Raw genomic sequence first — 18,046 nt, 5'->3', positions numbered from 1 at the left:
CGTGTCTCAGGGCCGATATAGCTCAGTTGGTAGAGCAGCGCATTCGTAATGCGAAGGTCGTAGGTTCGACTCCTATTATCGGCACCATAAAATCAATGAGTTACGTATATTCTAGGTTGCTTGCGTTGTGTCCTAAAACATTATGTAACGGCGTATGTAAGTAAATTCTGTCAACTCAGATCAACACTCTTTATAGATGAATGACGCCTATATTGCGAAATCGATCGTGGCTTAGGTCTAGGAATCTCATCTGGTTTTTTCCTCAAACTCTAGTGGCTAATCACTCTGCTCCCCTTGCTATGATGCTATTCCTGCTATTAATAGCGGAAATAGCAATCACTGAGGCCCAGTATTTTTATATAAGGGTATGTGAGTTTGCAAGTGACTACCTACCTCGCTGCCAACATCCCTGGATAATGCTTGGCAATAATGTCGTTCATCCGCTCGATCAAGTCAGGACGTTTAAAGGTGAGATGCCCAGTGCCTTTCTGAAAATAACGCACACTAAAGAACTCATCCTCGTATTCCTGCTTGTGAGGATTATCGCGGATATGGTCCATCAGTCGAATGGTGACATCACCCCGGTTATCGGGGATCGGTTTACCATCCAGCAGATAGAACATACGCTCTAGATCGGCCAGTTGATCGCGTCGCCAGCCCCAGTTCAGGCCAAACCCCCAACGGTTGTAGGTCACCAGATTGCTGATAATGATTTTGTTACCGAAGTAGCAAGGGTGATTGGTTTTGTAATCCCACGATAGCCCTTTGAATACGTTGATGACCCCACGCTCGAATACTTCCAGCTTACTCTGGTGAAGTTGCTCAAAGGTGCTGAGGATATTGGCTTCGCTGATAGCCGGTAGCTCACCCTCATCCAGATTCTTGTGCCACTGACTACGCGCTTCGGCATCCATCAGCGACAACATGCCGGATTTCAGCATCAGGTCGCGCCAGATATTGCGATCCAACGTGCGGATGATGGCGGGCATCGCCTTGTCAGGCGTTTCTGTTAGCCAGCAATCGTAGCGATGCCCTTGCTTTAACGCCCAGTCTTCAGCGGTGCCGCCACCAATAGTCGCTGTTAGTGTTGAGATCGCCCGTAGCTGGTTGAGGAGCTGTTCTATCTGTTGCAGCGCGGTATCACGTCCGGTAACGATACGTTCGATATTGGTCGAGCAGATCAGCTCGGTGTGTTCGGTCAAAACCTCGGATTCAGTTTGCATAGTTTGTGGTCCATACATAAAAGCAAATGCGCCAGCCGGTAAGGGCTGGCGCATTATGCATCGGGGAGAGAGATAAATAGGTTTAGTGTGGTGTTACTGGAAAACAGCTCGGGATTTTTATGCCTTAAGTAAGCCCGTTGCACGTCTGGCGCGAAGGATATCGACAGTCGTGAGAAACGGTGATTGCTCCTGCCAGTTAAAGCCGTTGCGATCGATACGCACCAGTTCGTAGCGCTCTACCAGAAAATTCACCGCATTGACCAGCGTGACGCCAGCATCGATATGCTCCTGAATGACGTTTTCTTCACAGAACGGTGTGTCGTTCAGCGTCAGGCCGTAGTGCTTTTCCAGCAGGTAGGTAAGTAGTTGCTGCCAGACGGTTACAGGTGACGGACAGGGGTTATCCTCCCGTGGCGGGATTGCAGGTGGTCTTTGCATGGAAATACTCTCTTCAGGTTAAGTCGATAAAATCAGGGAATTGCCAAAGACGGGGAGAAAAACAACGGATCAGTGTGTTACAGCAGAGGTCAGATAAATAACAATATACACATAGCCAAAACTGCCTAACGTATCGGCTTCACAGGTCCATTCATTGCAATGCAGCGTAATGCAGCCCTGCTGGCGAGGATTCAACTCACCCAAGCGCAGTTTTTGTTCCAACTGCTTAATCATCTCAGGAAAACTCTGTTCCAGATTACGGGCTTCCGTTTCGCTAAACGTACCGACAACGCTGGCCCGGTCTGCCAGATAATGAAGATAGTGACCTTCCTGCACCAGCCTAGCTCCGAACTGTGGAGTAACGGCACGTTTTAGTCCCCATTCCGGGGTATCAGACGATGGCATGATAGCTTCCTTATAAAAACACGGCGGTAAATGTGGTCATCACAGCCAACCACGTTCAGCGAACGACACCACTTCCGCGCCGCCAATAACCAGGTGATCAAGTACTCTGATATCAAGCGGTGAGAGGGAATTTTGCAGTGTGTCGGTGATATGGCGATCGGCCTGACTGGGCTCTGCCCAGCCGGAGGGATGATTGTGTGCCAGTATCACGGCGGCTGCGTTGTGACGTAGTGAGGCTTTGAGGATTTCACGTGGATGCACTTCGGTACTGTTGATACCGCCTAGCGCGATAACTTCCTTTTCTATCAGACGGTGTTGGTTATCCAGATACAGCACCATAAAGACTTCACGCTCCAGGTGGAGTTGCCCCTACTAAAACGGACACGGCTAATTAACAGCTAACATGGCATCGCGATATTCGCGTGGGGATTTCATGTTCAGCCCCTTGTGCGGATGCAGGTTATTATAGTCCTCCATCCATTCTGCCATTTTTTCCATCACTGATACTGCATCCGGCAGGTCATTTACGTAGACGTAATCCCGCTTGAACGTCTTGACGAACGACTCTGCCATGCCGTTGCTTTCCGGGCTACGTACTGGGGTTGTACACACGATGAACCCCAGTGAACTGGCGAACTTACGCGTGGCATCGGCTATGTAGCAACTGCCGTTATCAGTCAGCCATTCTACTGCATGTGGGACCATCAGTGCGTTACCGAACCGCTTCTCCAGACTTTCTGTCAGCAGATCCTGTACCATTACACTGCTGATACCCCCTGTGGTGGCACTCCAGCCGATAACCTCTCGGTCACAGCAGTCCAGGCTGAACACCACTCGTACTACTTCACGGTTCCAGCAGCGGATTTCAAAGCCGTCAGAGCACCACCGGGTATCCGGTTTCAGTGTGATCACATTACCGGTAGGGTTGCGGTGTTTTTTCTCATGCCCCGATTTTGCCAGCAGCAGGTTATGGTGTTTCATGATCCGGTATATCCGCTTTGGATTTACCCGGCGACCGTCTTCCTTTAACCTGCGATTCAGATGTGCGGTGACCCTGCGATAGCCATTTGTCGAGCGCTGGCTGCATATCTGTCTGATTGATGGCAATAATTCCTCATCCGCTTCTTTGCTGTAACGCGCCATACGGGGCATCCGCTGCCCACTCAGGCGTTCATAAAGATTAGATCGTGATACCTGCAGTACCCGTGTTATCCGGATTAGGGGATATCGTCCGGTGGCAGCAATGGCATGCGCGATATCAACTTTTTTGACTGCGCTATCTCCAGCGCATCGCGGAGGATTTCGGCTTCCATTGTTTTACGTCCCAGCATCTGCTCAAGCTGTTTTACCTTTTTTTCCAGTGCCTTAACTTCAGCAACACTAACAACGTCATCGCCAGCAGCGATCGCAGATTGGCCACCTTCGTTCATAAGTCGTTTCCATTTAAAAAGCAGACTGGGTGTAATGCCATATTGCCGGGCAACCAGAGAAACGGAATAGCCGGGTTGTATGGACAGCGCAACAAAACGGGACTTTTCTTCGGCAGTATAACGGCGTCGCTTCTGCTCGCCAGTGATCACTTCGATTCTTTGCACAAGACACTCCTTAAACATAGGTCTATGCCTATGTCTTATTGATGAAGTGTCCGGTTTAAATGGGGGCTACTACACCAGGCTACTGAGTTCCAGCATTAACCAGCTTTTGGTGTCCTCAGACGTTTTGAACTGGCGTGCGTTTTTACGCACCCGTTTTTCCAGCAGGCACAGCGCCATCTGGATGATGCGTTGCTCTCGGGCGAGTACTATTGAAGAGCATTTTGTATGCTGCATTTCATGCATTTCCTTATCAAAGATAAAGGCCCCAGTTGCTTGAGTAACTGGGGCCTGAGTAAAAGAAGATATACGTATTTAATAAATAGTCATTAAAACAGATTGATATATCACTTAATATGATTTATAGATGAATAAATATATTTACTATATAGCACGTTGATTATTTAACGCTAATTCCTTTTTCTTACGTTACTTATCTGGATTGCTAAAAGAGTTATTTTCACCATACTTTCGGTTTCTAAGCCAGACAGGATCGTGTTTTTCCTTATTAAAGGACCACGCACCGATTGGATAGCGTTTAACTAGTACGCCATTAATCCCAATATCAACGTTAGGAAGACCATAAGTTTTGCTTTGCGTAATATAGGCATTAGGGCTACAGATCCCAGTATCATACTGTTGCCAAGACTGAATATCACCACGATTTACAATATACAAATCACCAAAAGCGCAAGCACTCTTCGATACTCGGTTAAACACAGCAACATGAAATTTTGCACTAGCAATCAGTACGCATGTGCTGTTTGAGCCACCACAGGCTTGCCAGAGTGTTTGTCCATTTTTATTGGTAAATTCCCAGATAGTATTAGGTGGTGGAGCATCTGGATTGTTATTAGCAACAGACTTATTCGCTTCCGCAATACGCTTCGCGGTTTCATTTTTCTCAATTTCATCCGCAAACAATATTTTCTTTTCCTCTTCTCCGGGCTCACCGATGAACCCTTTCCTTTCACCAAAGTAATACCCTAAAACACGATGATCAGTTGGTTGATAAAGAAAATTGAGATAATGCCCACCACAATTATGTGCTTCACACATTGATCCCTTCAACCAAACTTTACCTGCTATTTCAATGGGGGATAATGGACTTTCTGGGCCATCTAACGGTGTGTTATCCTCCATCAGATTCTTCAGGCCTACCGCGTCCATGCTGGCGTCGATATCCTTTTTATACTGGGGATCGCTGCTGTAGAGTTCTGAAGGATAGGGACATGTATTTTGGATTTGGTTTCCGACACTGATTATTTTACATTGTAATGCTTCGCTTGCTGTTTTTGCACCGGTAGTAGCGCAGACAACAGTATTCAGTAGTGGAAGAGATACCGTAGCCCAGATGGTATTTCTGATATAGATATTCATCGTGTTTCCTTAAACTTAAATAGAGCTGAAATATCAGCCCTATTGAAATAATTAAATGTCGCCACGATCCCGGAGGATTTTTCTTGCCAGCCGTTTTTCCATGTCAGTTGCACTACTAAAGAAACCATCATCATTCATTATTTTCTTTAGCTCAGCACTGTTTTTTCCATCCAATTTTTCGTGGGTTTCTTTCATCTCACGAACATTATCTAATGTATCTTTTGCTACCTCTTTGGCTAATTTTCCCGCTGCATCCCAAAATCCCATAATCTTCTCCTTTGTGCTTAATTATTGGTTAACGCGTTAGTAATTATTGAATCGTCTCAGCTTTCATTTCCCTGGCAGATAATTTCTGCTACAGGTGCTGAGACAGTAGCGAATGCTGACATCACTTCGCGGATAAAACGAAAGTGTGGCAGTGCAGTGATGAAACTCGGGGTTGCCGTAAGTCGATAAATCACCTCACTGCGTGTATAGGTTTCTTTCGAGAAGGTGACAGCATGTATATCCGTTAGCGGAAAAACTGCGATGCGCCCCTGATATTCTCCTGTCAAATACCAGCATCCAGCCAATAGAATCAGGCGATAAGGGGCTAACCTCTCACAGCGATTACCATCAGCCAAAAGGCATACGCGTTGTTTCTCCGTAATGGCGGTAGCAAGTCGATAGAAGGAACCAGACAGTGACGTAGCTGTATTCGTGACACCATGCCAGATAAGGCATGGTGCATCATCACTGCCAGCCAGCAGGATGTTTACCAGGCGACTATCAAGGTCTGGGAACATACCAGCGACACCGGATTGACGGGCAAATGTAAGTGCTACCTGATCAGGATGCACAATGTTATGCCCTGTGAGCAGTCGGCAATTTCCGTTGTTATATTCCAAATCCAGATACATCAGACGTTCACGGAAATCCCGGCGCAGAGTACGTACCGACACGCCAAATTCAGCGGCCAGTTTACTAACATTTAACGTCTCTCCGGCCAACAGACGGCTGATGATCAACGACAACCTGATAGCCAGACGATCATAACGACGCTCTGCCTTAGGCATGATTTCATCTCCGTACAAAGTTAACTGACTAAAAATAGATATGAATACTTTAACGAGGGGGAGGGTCAGGGTATGGACACTATGAAAAATATTTTTATTTCAGAGGTAAGGCAGGTGTAACGCGGGTTGGCTGGATAAAATTGCGTTTTCTTGTTTTATCCCGAGGATTTATGCGGACAGGATGTGTCCGTAGTGGTAATCCCTGTTAATGTTTATCATACTGAAAGACGCCCTTGTTGATGAGCCAGCATGGTTTCCGCCATCACCCACAGCGCTCGGTTGAGTTTGATATCGCCATCAATCCCTTTGACGGCTCGTGTCCGGGCCTGCTTTCCCTGCACGGAGCGACCCGTCAGCCCGCCTTTTATCAGGTTCTCCTGTACCCGTTGATAGGTGGTCCACAGGTCGTTGGATTCATCCTGCCAGCGGCGTGGAGCCAGTATCTGCGCTGCTGTGACCGGCTGGTGGTCTTCGCCAAAGCGGTAGGTCAGCGCCGCCTTTGCCAGCGCAACCTGAGCCGGTGGCGGCAACAACAGTGACTGCATGGCATCCCGCTTCTCATCGATACGCTCAAAGGTGTCCAGTACTTCATAAGCCCCTTCAATCACCCGCCCAACCACATCGCCTTTGTGTGGCACCCGAACCTCACCCAATGATTCACCACAAATCAGGCCGTTCTGACACACACTGCGAAACAGCCCCGGCAACATCTGATACGAGCTTGAGCCGTCATGACTGTTCAGCAGAATAATCTCCGGCACCTGTTGGCCGGTGATTTGTCCTTCCCGGCGCAGGCGTAGCATATGTTTGGTGTGCTCGCGTTTACCGATATCCCTGACGCGAGTCTGGCAGGCAAAGAAGGGCTGGAACCCTTCACGCTGGAGGCTATCCAGCAGGGTGATGGTCGGGATACAGGTGTAACGTTCACTGCGCGACGCGTGCTTGTCCTCACTAAACACGCTGGGGACCACGCGGAACAATTCATCGTGTGTTAACGGTCGGTCACGACGGATAACATTGGCAGCACCAAAGCGGGAAGCTAAACGAACCATAGGAATGTCCTCAGAAAAAGAATAAATAAAAACCCTGCCGCAAAAGCGACAGGGCCAGATGGGATGAAAAGGTTAGGTGTTGCTTAGAACAGCAAGGACCACAAGGAACGGGCGAGTGACACCACCGTTTGTTTGAGGCCGCCGATAAGCATTTTTAGCGGTGCTGGGACGGCAGGTAACGCAATCACGCTATCAAGTATGTCGCCAACCGACTGGGCAAAATCATCCCGAGCCCGACTCTCAATAGCCACTGACCGCCAGTTGGGCTGTAGCCGAACCGACAGCGGACTACTGGCCTTAGGCTGTAAACACTGAAACAGCGTCTCCACCATTGCTGCCATGCCCCAGCCGGTTTTTACCGACACGGCGCAGACCGGATGGGTCGGAAAGAAGGTGGAACGCACTGCGACACGACGGGCATAAATATTGCCTGACTGATTGAGTGAGGGTTGCTGTGTGTCCCAGTCCCATTCGTGACTGGGCTCCAGCTTATCCACCTGATTCAGGACGAACAGTACCTTGTCACGATAGCGCTCACCGATAACGGTGCGATAGATATGCTGGTCAATGGAAAGCGCTCGGTCATCGGCTTTAAGCAACCAGAGCACAATATCAACGCGCGGCAGCCAGTGCTGGTAGAGTGCAGCATAGTCACGATCCCTATCCTCACTCTCACCGACACCGGGTAAATCGACAAACAGAATGCTGCGTTGCCCCGATGACAACCGGAACGTAAGAGCTTGCCGGGTGCAGGCGCAGTTATCACTGACCGGGGACACTTTCCCCTGAAACAATGCATTACACAGGGTGGATTTACCTACACCGGTTTTCCCCATAATGCCGATGACGGGTTCGTATTGGATCAGTTGTTCAATGTGGTCAATGACTCGCTGGTGCAGGTTATCCGGCAATACTGACAGCGACGCCTGTATCTCTCGCAGATTCTCGTGGTTGGGCATAAAGATTTCTCAGACAGACAGAACGGCGTGGCGGCTATTGCAAACCGCCACAGATTGGGGTGTGCATGGGGATAATATCTATCTGAAATTTATTGTAATATGGGTCTCTAAACTATCTGGTAAGGGGTAAGACGTGTACCGGTCAGGAGTAAGTATACGATTGCACAAAACAGGGGAGATCTTAACATCCTCAAGTTTTTTATTTTTATGCCGATACCAAATCCTATCCCTGTGAAACTTGAACATATCAATACTTTTTATTCACTGATGACATAACCTGTCAACGGCAAGGGGTAAGCTCGGTAATATAAGAGCACACAAGGAAAAAGTGATGGGCAAGAAGAACCTTCTGTTGGCATCGCGTCTGGCCGACATCTTATTACGATTTAACCGCGGTGAAACTTTAACGCTGAACGGGTTGGCAGAAGAATATGGGGTTCATCCACGTACTATTCGCCGTGACATTGAAGATCGCCTTGCTATCGCTGGCGTCGAAAAAGATACCGTTAAGAACAGTTATAGTTTACGTGTCGAGTACCTAGGTAAATTTGATGCCTCCAGTATTGATACTTTCGCTGAGGTTGCTGGTGTTAAAGAATTATTTCCAGCACTAGATAAGAAGATACTACAATCAGTCTTTTATCCAACACCTGAGCAAAACATCCTAGTGATGGGACATCGTTATATTAAAAATGCACAGCAAACAGAGAATTTCACACGTTTGCAGCAAGCAATTAGTGAATGTCGCCGCATTGACTTTAGCTACTTTAAACGAGCAGAGCACCACACCTACCATGTTGAACCATATCAGTTAATTAACCATAGCGGCATCTGGTATCTTGCAGCAAATCATAATGGGAAAATGAAGAAATTCACCCTTAGCAAAATTTCAGCCCTACACTGCACATTTGATATTTTTAAACGATCCAGCATCCTACTCAATGATTTGAAAAATGAAGAAAGCGTCTGGAGTAATGAGCTTAAATTCGAAGTTGTCATAAAAGTTTCACCTGAGGTTGCAGAATATTTTCAGCGCCGAGATTTAGTCATCGGCCAAGTAGTAGAAAAAGAACTGACTGATGGAGGATTAATTATCTCCGCTCGTATTTCACATAAAAACGAAGTTTTACCTATCGTGCAATATTGGCTGCCCCACGTGAGGATCGTTTCGCCAGAAAGTTTACGACAAGAACTAGAAACCACTATGCGTCATTATTTAGGAATACAAGGATAGTCAATGGCAGGAATAAAACGCAACAGAGCAAAATCGCCAGTAAAAGCTTTTTCAGCCTCTCAACACTGTAGCGTCATTGTTACTGCAACCATGAGTGCGGGAAAAACATCACTGATTAATGCTCTTCTTGGAGATGATCTGTTGTTTTCAGCAAACGAGGCTGCAACTGCAACGCTCACCCGCATTATCCCTAATCGTAATTTACGCCAGCGGGTTGAGGGTGCAAGTTATACCGTCCATGGAGAGCTTCACGCGCAGTCGGATAACGTATACAGTGAACTATTGCGTCAATGGAACGATCATCAGGCGGTTAGCAGCATCAACCTTGGCTGCCGCATTGCGGGATTGCGCAAAACTGTACGTCCCCTAGCTATCTACGATACCCCAGGTCCAAATAACAGCCAGGATATGAGCCATAAAATACTGTTGAATACCGCTCTCGCACTACCAGGCAAAAAACTTCTAGTCTATGTACTCAACGCAACCCAACTTGCAACTCGTGATGATGAGTGTCTATTGCAGGAAATCAAACAGAATGTGAATCTGACGACCAACGATTCTATTATTTTTATCCTTAACAAAGTCGACGAATTGGACGAAGAGCATGGTGAATCTATAGAGCTATTTTTGAATAAATCTCGTGATTATCTTGAACGTATTGGTTTCCGGCAGCCAATTATTATTCCAGCTATGATGCAGATGTCATTAATTGCCCGAAAAATCCTTAATAGAAAGCCTGTAACCCGTACTCAGCACAGGCGTTTGCAGACGGAATTACAGCGTTTTCATCAGAATAAATATTTGTTTAATCTCGCCTCAAACATTCCCTCTGTGATTAAGCGTCAGATCTACGCCGAGTTAAAAAGAACTAAATCTGAACATGCGGAATTTGGCATTTTTAATAAAACAGAACTCAATCAATTCATCGCTTATAGCGGTATTCGTACCCTTGAGCTTTATATATCACAACATAATTAATCTCACGGATAACTATGAATAGCATTTATATAGAACACAACCCATTTACTGTGGAATCAGTTTTTCTGATTAATGGAACCGAACCCGCCCCTGGCTGCAAATTATCGGACTATAAAGAGGCACGTCTGCAGTTGTGGGTTGAGTCTCTGTTTAACGAAATTCAGGCTCTACTCAATGGCGAAACGCAGTTCGACGTGACATTTAAAGGGGTGGAATCTGATTATATCGATGTGCAGGGCGCAGCCGAGCATGCCCGTACAAATGGCATGATAATTGCTTTACGCTGGGAACCGGTGCGGGCAACGGAAGATCGTCTGGACGAAATCAATGCTCTGATGGCAGAGGCAAAGAAAAATGATCAGTTCAGCAAGTACATAGAAGATAATGAACAGGTGCGCAACGATTTTCACGAGGCGTTTAACAACGACTTTAACGTCTATGTTGTCGCAACCATGTCTTCCGGAAAATCCACGCTAATTAACGCCATGCTGGGGCAGGATTTGCTCCCTGCTGCCAACGAAGCAACAACGGCGACAATCGCACAGATTATTGATGATAAAACCACCGGAAGCCGCTTCTTAGCTCGCCGCTTCTCAGTTGAGGGAGAGCAAGAGTCTCATCCAGATGTTTCTATCGAGACGCTTAAAATATGGAATAGCATGGAAGGTACGCAGGAGATAGAGCTATGCGGCAATATTGTTGCGATGCAGCCACGCGACCATGTACGTCTGGTGTTAACCGATACTCCAGGGCCAAATAACAGCCAGGATGCAGGCCACGAACTTAAAACTATGAGTTTTATTAAAGATTCGCGCCGTAATCCTCTGATTTTGTATGTTCTAAACGGAACGCAACTGGGTACGAATGACGATAGAAACTTGCTGAGCCTAGTGGCTGAAACCATGCAAAAAGGTGGTAAGCAGAGCAAAGATCGCTTTATTTTTGTGGTCAACAAAATGGATGCCTTCGATCCAGAAAGTGGGGAAGATGTGGGGGCTGCTCTGGGGCGTGTAACTGAATACCTGGAAGCCAATGGTATCCGCAATCCGCAGGTTTATCCGGTCTCAGCCCATCTAACCCGCCTACTGCGCAAACATCCCGACAGCCTGACCAAGAAAGAGCGAGGAGATTTACACACTCTGACAGAGCTGTTTGTTGAAGAGCCGATGATGGATTTCCCGTCCTATATGCCACTGACTTCACGCGTGCGCCGCAGCTTAGAAGAACGTGGTTTGAGCGGTGTTCTGAAACGTAGCGGCCTTCCTGCCGTAGAAGTGATGATTGATGAATACATTGATAAATATAATGTCCCAACTCGCCTGAACCGTGCCTATACCGCTCTGCACCGTGCTATTAGTCTCGGGATGAAAGAGACACAATTGGCCGAACAACTCCAGCGAGAGGAAAGCGAACTAGCATTGATTAACGATGAGATCATCTTGCTGCAGGAACGTCGTAAGAAAGGGCTGGACACTGAAACGTACAAGGATCGCGTGCGCCGCGAAGGTAAAGGTTTGCCGAAATTCGTTGGTAGCTCATTCTCCACGTCGGATGCAAAATTCCGTGGCATATTGAATGAATTGAGTAACACCATTAGCTCTCAGGGTGAAGTGGATGCTAGCCGCGCGCAGATTGAACTCAGCAATGCAGAACGCCAGCTTTCTTTCTTACATAACGACCTGATTGGCGATTTTGAAACCGTATTCGAAGCAAGCCAACAGCACATAAAAGATGAGCTAAATGATGAGTACAAGAAATTTATTACGAGTATTTTTGACGAAACCCGCCAACTATCTCTCCCTATGCTACAGGGACTGAAAGAGAGTATTCAGGGGGTATCACTCAATCTCGACCTTAATGACCGTGACATTCAAATAAAACAGGTGGTCAGCGGGCAGAGAGAAGTCAGCAATTCTCGCTGGTATAACCCTTTTTCTTGGGGAAGTACTCGTACTGTCTACGAATACCGAGATGTCAAATACGTAGATATGAACGATGTCTGGAAACAGAAAAGAACGCTGGTTGAAAGTGCATTTAACGACTTACGCAGTTGTGCTCTTGAAAAATTTGAAACCGATAAAAACAAACTGGTAGAGAATTACCTAGCCTTTATTGAACGTGAATTTAACGAAAAATTCGACGCGCTGGTCAATGCTCTCCAGACACAACTCACCGACAAAGGAAAGCGTGAGGAAACGATTAACAAAGCAAAAGAGCAGCAGCGCTGGATTAATGATTTCAAAACAAAGCTTGATAACACGCTGGCTATCTGAGGATGGAACTTTCAATGGACGACATAATGCAGGCTTTTCGACAGACGCTGCTACAGCACTTGGCTGAAAACGAACTGGAAAGTGACGCTCTGCGCCAACTTCTCCTGGCAGTACCGAACAATACGGTCTTTGATGATTATGAGGTGAATGAACTTCTTGAGTCCATCGAGCCGAGCAAACTCGACTGGAACGCAGGTTATTTTGCCCATCAGCGTAAGCTGGCGCAGCGTAATTTTTCACAAAAACGCCTTAACCATCTTATTGATGTTCGTGAACATCTCATGAATGAGGGGATAGCGGGTTTTGTCAGAATTTCAGCTACCGCACAGGAAACCAAAAAAATGACAAACAATAACGGCATTGGCGATTATACGCCGGGCGATAACCTGGCAGATATGGTACTTAACCGTACGACTAGCCTGGCACGTTCAGCGTTGATTAACGAGCTGGAAGATAACCGTTTGACAATAGATGAAGTCACCCAAGCCGTTCGCTGGACCCATGAGCGCGTGCCGGACCTCTTCATAGACTACGAAGAAAACGCTCTGGCAGGCAAGATGATACTTGATCCTACTCAGTGGGATGCGGAGTATTATTATCTCCAAACCTCCTACACCAATGTTAACTTTGCAGAATCCCGTTTTAAGCATTTGATTGAAGTGCGTAACATGCTGCGTCAGCGCGGCGTTAAAGGGTTTGAACGCATCGTTATCACTCGGAGACAACCGCAATCTCGGCCACAGCAGCACGACCAGTCAGGTTATCGTACCGCGTCGTCTTCCACTACCACTGCATCGTCGGTACAGCCTGGCTTCCTGCGCGTTGCATTATTGGCTGGTGGCGCGTTGGCTCTGCTTGCAGCTCTAGTCATTTCACTACTTTAAGGATGACGTTATGGCACAATCAATCATCACGCCAACTCGTTTGCAGGAGTTAGAACTGCGCGCAGAGGTCTCTCTCCAAGCGGCGAGATCCTTAATTAATCGCAGCTATTTGGCAGAAATGAAGCACTATCCGCTCCAGGATCTCGCCAGCCAGACGGGGCTTGCGGTCAACCGCGCTACGGATGTTCGGATCTTTCGCATTGAGCGTATCGTGCAGGAGAACAAGAAGTCGGTGCTTGAAAGCACGACTGCGGCCTACACGGCGCTCGGCGCAGCCGGGTATACCGTTTTCCTGTTTCTGAAATCTGACGGTCGTGAAACACATTTGTACATTGGTACGCGTGGAACAGCCGGTAAAACGCTGGGACACAGCGCTGGCGAACTGCTCAAAGAAACCTTCAAGGGCCATTTTTCGGGTAGCCATCTCATCCCTCTGGCCGCAACCGAAACGGATGAGCTGCTGGATGGTGCACTGGCTCAGCAGCATGAACCCTCTGCGTCAATCACTGCCGTAACCGGAGTGCCGTCGTTATCTACGGACAACCATGATCTCTTTATGCAAGGCTTAGAGCACTTTATTGATGCAGCGGAAAGCCGTGTCTATCAAGCGCTGATTCTTGCAGAACCTATCTCTCCGCAGAATCTTGAGGTGATCCGTACAGGCTATGAGCAGGTTGCTACCCAGCTTTCTGGGCTTGTAAAACGTAATTACTCTTACGGTGCGCAGGACAGTGAAAGTATTGGCCTGAGCATCAGTGAGGGACTGAGTCAATCGCTGGGCGAAAGCCTAGGAATGACGGAAACCAAAGGTACCTCGGACACGGCGGGTACATCAACAAGTTCAAGTTGGGGTAATACCTACACCAGCGGTGCCAGCAACGCCTTCACGCGTACTGTTGATGAGTTCCAGCGCTCATACCAGCAGGGTGACACCATGGGGCCAATGCGCAGCTTGGGTTGTCTGCTGAAACACAATGTTCTAGAACGTAACATTTCTGCTAGCCAAACGAGTGGCGGTTCAGCCGGTGTTTCCAGTAGTCAGACGGCTACCCAGTCGCATGCTAACTCGACCACGACGACCCAGACAGATACCACCACCCGGACAGACAGCCATTCGCTGAATAAAACTCAAGGTAATACTCGGCAAATTGCCTTTGACATCACCGACAAAACCGTTGAGAAGCTGCTCGAAAAAGTGGATCACCATCTGGAAAGAGTGAACGAAGCTCGCACCTATGGTGGATGGCAGACTGCAGCCTATTTCATCGGCGACAGCACCGCATCCTCTGAATCACTTGCTAGTATTTTTCTTGGGTTAATGCGCGGTAGCCGCTCTAGCACCGAGGATTTCGCACTGACGACATGGCAGTCACGCGAAAAAAAAATGGTGCTCGAATGGCTGACAACACTGACGCATCCGCACTTGACTCCAATGTTTTCAGCCGGTATCAACATTGATTTCCTGACCCCCGCCACGTTAGTTTCCAGTAAGGAGATGGCCATTCAGTTAAGCCTGCCGCGCCGCTCAACCTCCACAGTTGCCGTTCTGCAAACTCAGGCGTTTGGCCGCAAAGTCCAACGTCTGGACAGCAACAACGCAACGGAAAAGCGTGAACGACAAATTTGTCTAGGCCAGATCCGTCACCTGTGGAACGACTTGCCACAGACCATCAATCTTGATGTTAACCAACTGGCAAGCCACCTTTTTGTGACCGGTTCGACTGGTGCAGGCAAAAGCAACACCATTTATGAGTTGCTCTCTCAACTGGGCCAGCACGGAATCCCTTTTCTAGTCATTGAACCGGCGAAAGGCGAATATAAACATATCTTTGGTCATCACCCTGACGTGCGTGTTCTGGGCAGCAATACGCGCTACAGCGAGCTGCTGCGGATTAACCCGTTCCGTTTTCCACCAGAAACCCACGTTCTGGAACATATCGATCGCCTAGTGGAAGTGTTTTCTATGTGCTGGCCAATGTATGCGGCCATGCCAGCTATCCTCAAAGAGGCGATTCTACAAAGCTACAGCGAATGCGGTTGGAACATGGTCGACTCTATAAACCAGTTCTCGCCAGCACTGTTCCCGACCTTTAACGATCTACTGACGCAGTTACAAGCCGTGATTGATGATTCGGCCTATTCGCAGGAACTAAAAAGTAACTACACCGGTTCGCTGGTGACTCGCGTTAAATCGCTGACCAATGGGCTGAATGGACAGATATTCTGCGGCGAAGAGATCGACAGCATGGAGTTGTTCGACCGTAAAGTCATTATCGATCTCAGTCGTATCGGCGCGCAGGAGACAAAATCGCTGATCATGGGCATTCTGGTGATCCGCCTGAGCGAATACCGCGCGGCAAACTCCGGTATGAATCAGCCATTAAAACATGTCACTGTACTAGAAGAAGCTCACAACATTCTGAAACGTGGCAGCACAAGCGGCGGAGAAGGCAACGACATTACCGGAAAATCCGTTGAAATGCTCGCCAATGCGATTGCAGAAATGCGTACCTGGGGCGAAGGATTTATCATTGCCGATCAATCCCCTTATGCCGTTGATATTTCGGCCATTCGTAATACAAACACCAAAATTATCATGCGGTTGCCGGATGAAGCCGATCGCCGGATTGCTGGGAAATCCGCAGGGCTGAACGATGAGCAGCTCGATGAACTGGCGCGTTTTCCAAAAGGGGTCGCGCTGGTTTACCAGAATGACTGGCTTGAACCCGTGCTTTGCCGAGTGAATAAATTTGCTGGTAAAGAAGTGCTGTATCACTACGATGCTCCCACATCCATGGCGACTAACGCGCAGCAATTCAACCAACATTTGCTCAATTGGTTACTGTCACCACGCGTACCAGTCCCACAGGTAATATCACTTGAGACGCTAGAGGCTGAATTGGATGGCAGCAACCTCGCTACGACACAAAAAATCCACTTAAAATCGTTATTTTCTGCTTTCCGAGAAACGGGAATGCTCGAACTGCATCAGGAGCAGAATTTTGCCCGACTGGCGAACATCGTGGTTAATCTGTTCGGCTACTCCTCCGCTATTGAACGCTGTGTGCGACAAGCGTCAGGGTTTGATGTCCTCGACACAACGTTCCGTCGGTTGATTACCCGGCAGGCAGGCGAGTTGCCCGAATCGCTCAATGTAGCAATACAACAATGCTTTATGCGCGATCTGGTTACCCGTAGCGAGGAGTTTCTGCCTGTGTATGCCGAATGGCGTGATTACATTACCTCGGAGGCTGTCGCATGATTGAGGCAATTATAATTAAAGAGCTGGAAAAAGAGATGGTGGGAACACTCATGGAAAGAATGGGTGAACTTCCCAGTAGAGATGTTTCGCTAAAAGAACTCGATAAACCTATTTTCATTAAACAGGCTACCGAACAGTGTGGTCTGCGCCTTGGGCTCACTGAGTTGACCGAAGAGACCAAAGAGGTGCTTACAGAAGATGGCTACAGCAAGGAGGTTATCGACAACATCGGCAGTGAAGAGGAAGCCACAATCTATCAGGAAGCGGGACTGGAATGTCAGCCCGTAAATGGTAAAGATGCGCTAGTAAATAACGACATCGACCTAGAACAAATTGACGTACTGGGTAATACCAACCTTGAACGAATGGAGATGGGTAAACCACCGCTGGATGAGAACGGTAAACCCATTGAACTGCACCACATCGGGCAGAAATCGGATTCTCCGCTGGCGGAACTGACCCACGAGCAGCACATGGAAGGCGGCAATAATACGGTACTTCACGACACCACAAAAGAATCGGAGATCGATCGCGGTTCCTTTGCTAAAGAACGAGAGGATCATTGGAAAGCCCGAGCCGAAGAGATTAAACAACGTCAGGAACAGGAGGGAGCATGAAACAGGTAGAACAACAGGTTGCAGCGCACAATGCCATTACTCGCCCAGCAAGCGAGCAGGAAATTGCCGCAGCGGAACAGACGCTACAAATCGCATTTTCCCCAGAATACCGAGCCTATCTTGCACTGTTTGGTCTGATTGCTTCCGGTGCAACCGAACTCTATGGGCTCGGCATACCCGTCACGTCCCACCTGAATATTCTGAGTGCAATAGTCCCCCTGCGCGAGGGCAAAAATTATCCGTTACAGGCGGTTCCACTGTGCGAAATTGGCGATGGTTACTATTATCTTTACGACAATCAGGCACGGCAGATTTTAACCTGGTCAATGGTGTCTGGCGTTCAGGAGTGTAGCAATGAATCGCTCGAAACATTCCTGCTAAAAACCGTGTTTGATATTCAATAGTAGACGTCTCCTTCCATAGCAGAGTCGAAAGGCTCTGCTGTTTTTCACTTTACAGATTTATAAATCACCATAGCTCAACCAAGCCACCCACACTGCAAAAGCGCTCGTGAACTGATCGACTGGTTTGAAAATAATAATACAATTTAAAGAACTGGAATCTGGACTTGGCCAGAAAGTTACTGATAAACTTATCGTTTTCTGGCATGTCCTGGAAGTAAGCGTGCAGCGAGAACCGTGTTGACAGGATTACTCCGCAGGTAGCGTTACTCTCCAAGGCAGCAGTTCGTTGA

At 47.8% G+C, this 18,046-nt stretch carries 18 protein-coding genes, 1 tRNA gene and 1 pseudogene; 8 read left to right on the top strand and 12 right to left on the bottom strand.

Going from position 1 to position 18,046, the window contains the following annotated elements:
* The first annotated feature begins 11 nt into the window (after nt 1-11).
* Nucleotides 12-87 (top strand) — tRNA-Thr (locus J5224_RS15250).
* A gap of 302 nt (nt 88-389) precedes the next feature.
* On the opposite strand, the gene J5224_RS15245 is transcribed toward J5224_RS15250, so the two are convergent.
* The 11 genes and pseudogenes from J5224_RS15245 to J5224_RS15195 all read right to left on the bottom strand — a co-directional run bounded on the left by J5224_RS15245 (nt 390) and on the right by J5224_RS15195 (nt 8,104).
* The gene (locus J5224_RS15245; protein WP_264626183.1) at nt 390-1,223 is read right to left on the bottom strand and encodes a DUF4942 domain-containing protein; all 834 of its coding nucleotides are present in this window, start codon (nt 1,221-1,223) and stop codon (nt 390-392) included.
* A gap of 117 nt (nt 1,224-1,340) precedes the next feature.
* Entirely contained in the window at nt 1,341-1,661 is a 321-nt protein-coding gene (locus J5224_RS15240) for a toxin (protein WP_264626182.1), read from the bottom strand.
* Nucleotides 1,662-1,730: 69 nt separating this feature from the next.
* On the bottom strand, nt 1,731-2,066 hold the full coding sequence (locus J5224_RS15235) for a type IV toxin-antitoxin system YeeU family antitoxin (RefSeq protein WP_264626181.1): 336 nt from the start codon (nt 2,064-2,066) through the stop codon (nt 1,731-1,733).
* A gap of 39 nt (nt 2,067-2,105) precedes the next feature.
* Nucleotides 2,106-2,423: pseudogene (gene radC / locus J5224_RS15230) on the bottom strand (RadC family protein); the annotation flags it as partial.
* A gap of 30 nt (nt 2,424-2,453) precedes the next feature.
* Nucleotides 2,454-3,679 (bottom strand): IS3 family transposase gene (locus J5224_RS15225; protein WP_264626180.1). Its coding sequence is split into 2 segments (ribosomal slippage): nt 2,454-3,334 and nt 3,334-3,679, totalling 1,227 coding nucleotides; the frame shifts between segments, so codons are not numbered across the junction.
* Between the two features lie 51 nt (nt 3,680-3,730).
* Nucleotides 3,731-3,895, bottom strand: coding sequence for a hypothetical protein (locus J5224_RS15220; RefSeq protein ID WP_264626179.1), 165 nt, complete (start codon nt 3,893-3,895; stop codon nt 3,731-3,733).
* A gap of 192 nt (nt 3,896-4,087) precedes the next feature.
* Entirely contained in the window at nt 4,088-5,038 is a 951-nt protein-coding gene (locus tag J5224_RS15215; protein WP_264626178.1) for an inhibitor of vertebrate lysozyme family protein, read from the bottom strand.
* Nucleotides 5,039-5,089: 51 nt separating this feature from the next.
* Nucleotides 5,090-5,305 carry a transposase gene (locus tag J5224_RS15210; RefSeq protein WP_264626177.1) on the bottom strand — a complete coding sequence of 72 codons (216 nt, stop codon included), beginning with the start codon at nt 5,303-5,305 and terminating at the stop codon, nt 5,090-5,092.
* A gap of 56 nt (nt 5,306-5,361) precedes the next feature.
* Nucleotides 5,362-6,093, bottom strand: a complete 732-nt coding sequence (locus tag J5224_RS15205; protein ID WP_264626176.1) for a helix-turn-helix transcriptional regulator — start codon at nt 6,091-6,093, stop codon at nt 5,362-5,364.
* A gap of 215 nt (nt 6,094-6,308) precedes the next feature.
* Nucleotides 6,309-7,145: a DUF932 domain-containing protein gene (locus tag J5224_RS15200; RefSeq protein WP_264626175.1), complete on the bottom strand. Its 837-nt coding sequence runs from the start codon at nt 7,143-7,145 to the stop codon at nt 6,309-6,311.
* Nucleotides 7,146-7,228: 83 nt separating this feature from the next.
* A complete protein-coding gene (locus J5224_RS15195) occupies nt 7,229-8,104 on the bottom strand; it encodes a GTPase family protein (RefSeq protein ID WP_264626174.1) in 876 nt (291 codons plus the stop codon).
* 331 nt (nt 8,105-8,435) lie between these two features.
* Here J5224_RS15195 and J5224_RS15190 point away from each other — a divergent pair, with 331 nt between their 5' ends.
* Genes J5224_RS15190 through J5224_RS15160 form a run of 7 tightly spaced genes read left to right on the top strand, consistent with a single transcriptional unit; the run spans nt 8,436 to nt 17,756 of the window.
* On the top strand, nt 8,436-9,338 hold the full coding sequence (locus J5224_RS15190; RefSeq protein ID WP_264626173.1) for a helix-turn-helix transcriptional regulator: 903 nt from the start codon (nt 8,436-8,438) through the stop codon (nt 9,336-9,338).
* A 3-nt stretch (nt 9,339-9,341) separates the two neighbouring features.
* Nucleotides 9,342-10,316: a dynamin family protein gene (locus tag J5224_RS15185; protein ID WP_264626172.1), complete on the top strand. Its 975-nt coding sequence runs from the start codon at nt 9,342-9,344 to the stop codon at nt 10,314-10,316.
* A gap of 14 nt (nt 10,317-10,330) precedes the next feature.
* Nucleotides 10,331-12,589 (top strand): dynamin family protein, encoded by a 2,259-nt coding sequence (locus tag J5224_RS15180; protein WP_264626171.1) that lies wholly within the window; start codon nt 10,331-10,333, stop codon nt 12,587-12,589.
* Between the two features lie 14 nt (nt 12,590-12,603).
* On the top strand, nt 12,604-13,473 hold the full coding sequence (locus tag J5224_RS15175; protein WP_264626170.1) for a hypothetical protein: 870 nt from the start codon (nt 12,604-12,606) through the stop codon (nt 13,471-13,473).
* Between the two features lie 10 nt (nt 13,474-13,483).
* Nucleotides 13,484-16,735, top strand: coding sequence for an ATP-binding protein (locus J5224_RS15170; protein ID WP_264626169.1), 3,252 nt, complete (start codon nt 13,484-13,486; stop codon nt 16,733-16,735).
* Nucleotides 16,732-17,352 carry an HNH/ENDO VII family nuclease gene (locus J5224_RS15165; RefSeq protein WP_264626168.1) on the top strand — a complete coding sequence of 207 codons (621 nt, stop codon included), beginning with the start codon at nt 16,732-16,734 and terminating at the stop codon, nt 17,350-17,352. The genes J5224_RS15170 and J5224_RS15165 overlap by 4 nt, the downstream gene beginning before the upstream one ends.
* A complete protein-coding gene (locus J5224_RS15160; protein WP_180785923.1) occupies nt 17,349-17,756 on the top strand; it encodes an SMI1/KNR4 family protein in 408 nt (135 codons plus the stop codon). Before J5224_RS15165 ends, J5224_RS15160 begins: the two co-directional genes overlap by 4 nt.
* A 64-nt stretch (nt 17,757-17,820) precedes the next feature.
* On the opposite strand, the gene J5224_RS15155 is transcribed toward J5224_RS15160, so the two are convergent.
* Nucleotides 17,821-18,046 (bottom strand): hypothetical protein (locus J5224_RS15155; RefSeq protein WP_264626167.1); only part of this gene is annotated, 226 nt, incomplete at its 5' end.

Source organism: Candidatus Symbiopectobacterium sp. NZEC135, assembly GCF_025962695.1.
The sequence above is the reverse complement of the archived record's forward strand: the minus strand, read 5'-3'. Positions and strand labels throughout refer to the sequence as shown.